Origin of the sequence: Phenylobacterium sp. 58.2.17, from assembly GCF_026411515.1 — a bacterium.
Classification (GTDB): domain Bacteria; phylum Pseudomonadota; class Alphaproteobacteria; order Caulobacterales; family Caulobacteraceae; genus Phenylobacterium.
Genome location: NZ_JAPMTQ010000086.1, coordinates 1 through 5,985, shown reverse-complemented (window position 1 = coordinate 5,985; position 5,985 = coordinate 1). Strand labels below are relative to the sequence as shown.

Annotated in this window: 8 protein-coding genes and 1 pseudogene; 7 read left to right on the top strand and 2 right to left on the bottom strand. The window is 71.3% G+C overall.

Annotated elements, in window-relative coordinates:
• Window positions 1-1,282: aminotransferase class V-fold PLP-dependent enzyme (locus OUA97_RS22980; protein WP_267234413.1), on the top strand; the 1,282-nt coding region annotated here is incomplete at its 5' end.
• A gap of 6 nt (window positions 1,283-1,288) precedes the next feature.
• Here OUA97_RS22980 and OUA97_RS22975 read toward each other — a convergent pair.
• Window positions 1,289-1,720, bottom strand: a complete 432-nt coding sequence (locus OUA97_RS22975) for a PaaI family thioesterase (protein WP_267234412.1) — start codon at window positions 1,718-1,720, stop codon at window positions 1,289-1,291.
• A 61-nt stretch (window positions 1,721-1,781) separates the two neighbouring features.
• On the opposite strand from OUA97_RS22975, the gene OUA97_RS22970 reads away from it, so the two are divergent.
• From OUA97_RS22970 to OUA97_RS22960, 3 genes are read left to right on the top strand one after another with little or no spacing between them, the layout of a single operon-like run.
• Window positions 1,782-2,261, top strand: coding sequence for a ribonuclease H (locus OUA97_RS22970; protein WP_267234411.1), 480 nt, complete (start codon window positions 1,782-1,784; stop codon window positions 2,259-2,261).
• A gap of 26 nt (window positions 2,262-2,287) precedes the next feature.
• Window positions 2,288-3,007 (top strand): hypothetical protein, encoded by a 720-nt coding sequence (locus OUA97_RS22965; protein ID WP_267234410.1) that lies wholly within the window; start codon window positions 2,288-2,290, stop codon window positions 3,005-3,007.
• Window positions 3,004-3,795: a site-2 protease family protein gene (locus tag OUA97_RS22960; protein ID WP_267234409.1), complete on the top strand. Its 792-nt coding sequence runs from the start codon at window positions 3,004-3,006 to the stop codon at window positions 3,793-3,795. Before OUA97_RS22965 ends, OUA97_RS22960 begins: the two co-directional genes overlap by 4 nt.
• On the opposite strand, the gene OUA97_RS22955 is transcribed toward OUA97_RS22960, so the two are convergent.
• Window positions 3,792-3,995: a hypothetical protein gene (locus OUA97_RS22955; RefSeq protein WP_267234408.1), complete on the bottom strand. Its 204-nt coding sequence runs from the start codon at window positions 3,993-3,995 to the stop codon at window positions 3,792-3,794. The two genes, OUA97_RS22960 and OUA97_RS22955, sit on opposite strands and share 4 nt — an antisense overlap.
• 151 nt (window positions 3,996-4,146) lie before the next feature.
• Here OUA97_RS22955 and ruvC point away from each other — a divergent pair, with 151 nt between their 5' ends.
• From ruvC to OUA97_RS22940, 3 genes and pseudogenes are all read left to right on the top strand, one after another.
• Window positions 4,147-4,650, top strand: coding sequence for a crossover junction endodeoxyribonuclease RuvC (gene ruvC, locus OUA97_RS22950; protein ID WP_267234407.1), 504 nt, complete (start codon window positions 4,147-4,149; stop codon window positions 4,648-4,650).
• On the top strand, window positions 4,647-5,264 hold the full coding sequence (ruvA, locus tag OUA97_RS22945; RefSeq protein ID WP_267234406.1) for a Holliday junction branch migration protein RuvA: 618 nt from the start codon (window positions 4,647-4,649) through the stop codon (window positions 5,262-5,264). The genes ruvC and ruvA overlap by 4 nt, the downstream gene beginning before the upstream one ends.
• A 160-nt stretch (window positions 5,265-5,424) precedes the next feature.
• A pseudogene (locus OUA97_RS22940) lies at window positions 5,425-5,934 on the top strand (AAA family ATPase); the annotation flags it as partial.
• Window positions 5,935-5,985 lie beyond the last annotated feature (51 nt).

Here is a 5,985-nt window from a genome sequence, read left to right as displayed (position 1 = left end):
CGCGCCGCAGGGCCCCTCCGCGGAGTTCGACGACGATCCGCCGCTGCCTCAGGCCGCCCCCCCGCCAGCGCCGGGAACGCGCCCGCCGCCTGACTGGGGCCGGCTGCGCGCCCAGTGGGACCTCGACTGGAGCGAGGTCGACCTCTCGGCCATGCTGTTCGCCGCCAATCCGCGGCCGGTGCGCGAGGCCATCGCCCGCCACCGCGCCGCGCTCGATCGCAACCCGGTCACTTACCTGGAGCACAACAACAAGCGCGGCCAGAATCTGTCGCGCGCCGCCGCCGGCGCCTATTTCGGCGTGCCGACCGACCACGTGGCCCTGTGCGAAAGCACCACCGCCGGGATCGGCCTGCTCTATGGCGGCCTGACCGTGCGCTACGGGCAGGAGGTGCTGACCAGCGTCCACGACTACTACGTCACCCACGAGTCGCTGCGCCTCTCGGCCATGCGCAACGGCTTCTCGGTGCGCAAGATCGCCCTGCACGACGGGGCCGAAACCGCCTCGACGCTCGACATCGTCTCGCGCATCACCCGTGCGATCACTCCGGCCACCCGCGTGCTGGCCCTGACCTGGGTGCACTCCTCGACGGGATTGAAGCTGCCGATCCGCGCCATCGCCGACGCCCTGAGGCCGATCAACGCGACCCGCCAGCCGGCCGACCAGATCATCTTCTGCGTCGACGGGGTGCACGGCTTCGGGGTCGAGAACGCGACCCTGCCCGAGCTCGGCTGCGACGTGCTGGTCGCCGGCTGCCACAAGTGGCTGTTCGGCCCGCGCGGCACCGGCGTGGTGTTCTTCTCGCCCCAGGCCCTGCAGAAGCTGTCGCCGGTGATCCCCAGCTTCCTGGCCTCGAACGCCTACTCGGCCTGGATCGGCGGCTTCGACCCCGGTCCGACCACCGCCGCGCGCATGACCCCCGGCGGCTTCAAGGCCTTCGAGCACGTCTGGGCCCTGGCCGACGCCTTCCAGTTCCATCAAGGGATCGGCAAGGAGCACGTGGCCCGGCGCACCCACGACCTGGCCAGCCAGCTGAAGAGCGGCCTGGCCGCCATGCCCCATGTCCGGGTCCGCACGCCGATCAGCCCGACCATGTCCGCCGGCATCGTCAGCTTCGACGTCGCCGGCATGTCGGCCCGCGGCGTCGTCTCGCGGCTGCGGCAATGGCGGATCATCGGCTCGGACGCGCCCTACGGCGTTTCCCATGCCCGGCTGACCCCCAGCATCCGCAATACCCCCGAGGACGTCGCCTTCGCGCTCAAGGCCGTGGCCGCCCTGCGCTGAGACCGGTCAGGCGCGCGGATAGAGGATGATCTGGGTGCAGCGGAACGCCGCCATCAGCTTGCCGGTGGCCGCGTCCTCGACGGTGGCGTCCCAGACCTGGGTGGTGCGCCCGCCGTGCAGCAGCTTGGCCGTGCAGATCGCCTCGCCTTCGCGCAGGGTGCCGACGAAGTTGGCCTTCACCTCCGCGGTCGTGAAGCCGTTCGCCCCCTCCGGCCAGGCGGTCGAGACGCCATAGGCGCACAGGATGTCGGCCACCGACAGCACCGCCCCGGCCAGCAGGTAGCCGGTGTGCGCGACCAGATCCTGGCGCACCTTCAGCCGGCCGACCACCTTGCCGTCGGCGACCTCGGTGATGACCAGGCCCAGGTGCCCGGGCAGCTTGCCCTCGTTGGCCTGGTTCAGCTTCTCGACGCTGGTGTGGTTGGTGGTGGCAGGCATGAGTTACTCTCTCTGGTCGAGCGATCATGCATGGGTTCGCGCAAACTGCTAGAGCCCGGCCATGAGCACCGCGATCTGGATCCAGACCAGCTACCATCAGGCCTTCAAGTGCGGCGGCTGGGCCTATGTCCGCAGCCACGACAAGGCCGCCTCGGGCCAGGCTGGCGGCGACCGCTACACCACCCCCGAGCGGATGGCCCTGACCGCGCTGTTGGCGGCGCTGAAGGACCTCCCCAAGGGCGCGGCTTCCATCCAGATCGACGACGCCGCGGTCGCCCGCACCGCCGCCCTGATCGCCGCCGGCCGACCGCCGCAGGGCGAGGCGGCGCCGACTGAGAACCTCGACCTCTGGGCCGCGCTCACCGCCGCCCTGGCCAGCCGCCAGCCGACCTTCGCCATCGCCGGCCCCAGCAAGGCCAGCCCCACCGGCTTCGCCGCCGCCTGGGCCGAACTCGCCCGCGACAAGGCCAACGCCCAGGGTGCCTTCGTCTCAGCGATCCCGAAGCCCAACCTCGCCAAGGTTGCGGGCCTGCCCCTATAGTCGCGCTCCACAATCGCGAGCCGCCCGTGAGCCTGCCCCGCATTCTCGACCTGCTGGCCCCGCTGCGCCCAGCGACCGGGCCGTTCATCGTCGGCGTCACCGGATCGGTGGCGGTCGGCAAGAGCACCTTCGCCCGGGACCTCGCCGACCACCTGGCGGCCGCGGGCTCGGCGCCGGTCGAGATCGCCTGCACCGACGGCTTCCTGCATCCCAACGCGGTGCTGGAGGCGCGCGGCCGGCTCGGCGCGAAGGGCGCGCCCGACACCTACGACCACGCCGCCCTGCGCGCCGCGCTCAGCGCCATCCGCAGCGGCCCCGCCGATTTCCCGGCCTATTCCCACGTCGTCTACGACATCGACCCGGCCCTGAGCCGGCGGCTCGACCCGCCCGACGTGCTGGTCATCGAGGGGCTGACCCTGCGCCATCCCGACACCGGGCCGGCCGGCCTGCTCGACGCCCTGATCTACCTGGAAGCCGACGAGGCCGACCTCGAGCGCTGGTACGTCGCCCGCTTCCTCGAGCTCTGGGAGGCGGCCGAGCATGACCCGTCCTCGTTCTACGCCCGCTTCCGCCACATGACCCGCGAGCAGACCGACGGCCTGGCCCGCATGGTCTGGCGCGACGTGAACCTGAAGAACCTGCACGACCACATCATCCACGCCCGGGCCCGCGCCGACCTCGTGGTCGCCAAGGGGCCCGACCACGCCATCGCCTCGCTGAGCGGCCCGGCGGCCCGGAACCCATGACCCAGGACCAGACCCTCGAACCCCGCCCGGGCGTCAGCCCCAACGCCCTGATCCTGCTGGCCGCCTGGCTGGCCTCGGGCGTCTTCCTGGTCTACGCGCCCAGCGAGCTGGCCGCGCGGCTGGCGACCTTCGCCTTCGTGATCCTCGGCTGGATCCTGGCGGTGATGGCCCACGAGTTCGGCCACGCCTTCATCGCCCACAAGGCCGGCGACCACACCATCCGCGCCAAGGGCTACCTGACCCTCGACCCGCTGAAATACGTCGACGTCGGCGTCTCGATCGTCATCCCGATCCTGGCCGTGGTGCTCGGCGGCATCGGCTTTCCGGGCGGCGCGGTCTATCTGCGCGAGGACCTGATGCGCAATCGCTGGTGGCGGGCCCTGGCCTCGCTGGCCGGGCCGCTGGGCACGCTGCTGGTGCTGATCGTGCTGGTGGCGGCGATCTGGGCCGTGGCGCTTTCGCCGCTGGCCACGACCGGCGCGCGCATGCTCTGCGACGCCCTGGCCTTCCTCGCCTTCCTGCAGGCGACCGCCTTCGTGCTCAACCTGCTGCCGGTCCCCGGCCTCGACGGCTACGGCGTCATCCGCCCTTTCCTGCCAAGCTCGATCCGCGAGGGCCTGCGCAAGTTCGAGGGGCTGGCCATGGTCGGCTTGTTCCTGCTGATCTTCCTCGTCCCGGGAGCCTCGGCGATCATCTTCGCGCCGGCCCTGATGCTCACCGACGTCGCCGGCCTGCCCCGCGAACTGATCCAGGCCGGTTGGGACGCCTTCCGCTTCTGGCGGTCCTAAGCTGCCCGGTCGCCAGCCCCGGCGGTGATCGGCCCGGCGAAGGTGCTCAGGTGGCGCTTGCCTTGCCAGAGTTCGGCCCCGAAGGCGTGGCGGTTGTGCGCCGCCTTTTCCAACGCCTCCTCGTCGGAGGCGCACTCCCATTCTTCGACGTCAGCGAACTTGCCGGCCGAGTTCAGCACAAAGAGTCGATAGTCCATCATGCAACCCTTCCCTGTGTGAAGACGGCAACCCCCGCGACGAGATCGCGGTTCCTTCAACTCTCGGCGCCTCAGGGGTCCGCCTCAACGTTTGCTTAACCCTGGCGACGTCCTGTATCCCTCGTTGGAACAGATGACGAACGCGCCGATTCCCATGCCCGCTCCCTTGCGTATCCTCGGCCTCGATCCCGGCCTGCGCCGCACCGGCTGGGGCGTGATCACGGTCGACGGCGCGCGCCTGGCCCATGTCGCCCATGGGGTGATCGCCCCCAAGGAATCCCTGCCCTTCGCCGAGCGCCTGCTGACGCTGTTCGAGGCCATCACCGAGGTGGTCGCCGCCCACGCCCCGCATGAGGCCGCGGTCGAGGAGACCTTCATGAACAACAACGCCGCCTCGGCCCTCAAGCTCGGCCACGCCCGTGCGATGGCGATGATCGTGCCGGCCAGGGCCGGCCTCCCGGTCGCCGAGTACGCCGCCACCGTGGTCAAGAAGTCCGTGGTCGGCACCGGCGCGGCCGAGAAGGACCAGGTGGGCTTCATGATCGCCCGCCTGCTGCCCACCGCCGGCAAGACCACCGCCGACGCCGCCGACGCCCTGGCCGTGGCCATCGCCCACGCGCACCATCGCAAGCTGCGCCGCATCGGAGCGGCCGCATGATCGGGCGTCTGCGCGGACTGGTCGCCGAGGTCGGCGAGGAAGAGGCCCTGATCGACGTGGCCGGCGTCGGCTATGTCGTGCGCTGCGGCTCGCGCACGCTCGGCCACCTGCCGGCGCTGGGCGAGGAAACCGTCCTGCATGTCGAGAGCATCTGGTCCGAGGCCCAGGGCATGAAGCTCTACGGCTTCCTCGGCCGCGACGAGCGCCGCACCTTCGTCGTCATGCTGGCGATCCAGGGCGTCGGCCCCAAGGCGGCCCTGGCCGTGCTCGACGTGCTCGCCCCGCCGGACCTCGCCGCCGCCGTCGCCCGCGAGGACAAGGCCGCCCTCGGCCGCGCCAACGGCGTCGGCCCCAAGCTCGCCCTGCGCCTGATCACCGAGCTGAAGGACAAGCAGCTGACTGACGGGCCGGTCGCGGCCTTCCACGCCCAGATCCACGCCCCGTCCGCCCCGCCGCCGCCCAGCCACGTCGGCGAGGCGGTCGCCGCCCTGCTCGGCCTCGGCGTCGCCGAGGTCAACGCCCGCCGCGTCGTCGAACAGGCCGCCCTGCGGCTCGGCGAAGACGCCGACATCCCCGCCCTGATCAAGGCCGGCCTGCAGGAGCTGGGGCGTTGAGGCGCGCGAGCCGCAAAGATGCTCCCCCGCTGGGGGAGCTGTCAGCGAAGCTGACTGAGGGGGACTTTGACTCCTCCGCCATCAGAGCAGTCCCCCTCCGTCTCGCCGCTGACGCGGCGATCCACCTCCCCCAAGAGGGGAGGATCTGTCCGTGACCCGCATCGTCTCGCCCGACGCCCAGCCATTCGAAACCGGGGTCGTCCACGACAAGGCCCTGCGCCCGCAGACCCTCGCCGAATTCGTCGGCCAGGAGCAGGCCAAGGGCAATCTCAAGGTCTTCATCGAAGCGGCCAAGGCCCGCGAGGAAGCCCTCGACCACGTGCTGCTGTTCGGCCCGCCGGGCCTGGGCAAGACCACGCTCGCCCAGATCGTGGCCCGCGAGCTCGGCGTGAACTTCCGCGCCACCAGCGGCCCGGTGCTGGCCAAGGCCGGCGACCTGGCCGCCATCCTGACCAACCTCGAACCGCGCGACGTCCTGTTCATCGACGAGATCCATCGCCTCTCGGCCAATGTCGAGGAGATCCTCTATCCGGCCATGGAGGACCACGTCCTCGACCTGGTGATCGGCGAGGGCCCCTCCGCGCGCTCGATCCGCATCGACCTGGCGCCCTTCACCCTGGTCGCGGCCACCACCCGCGCCGGCCTGCTTGCGACGCCGCTGCGCGACCGCTGCGTCGGCGTCGCGTCGTCCGCGCGCCAGACCAGGCCGCTCTCCAGATAG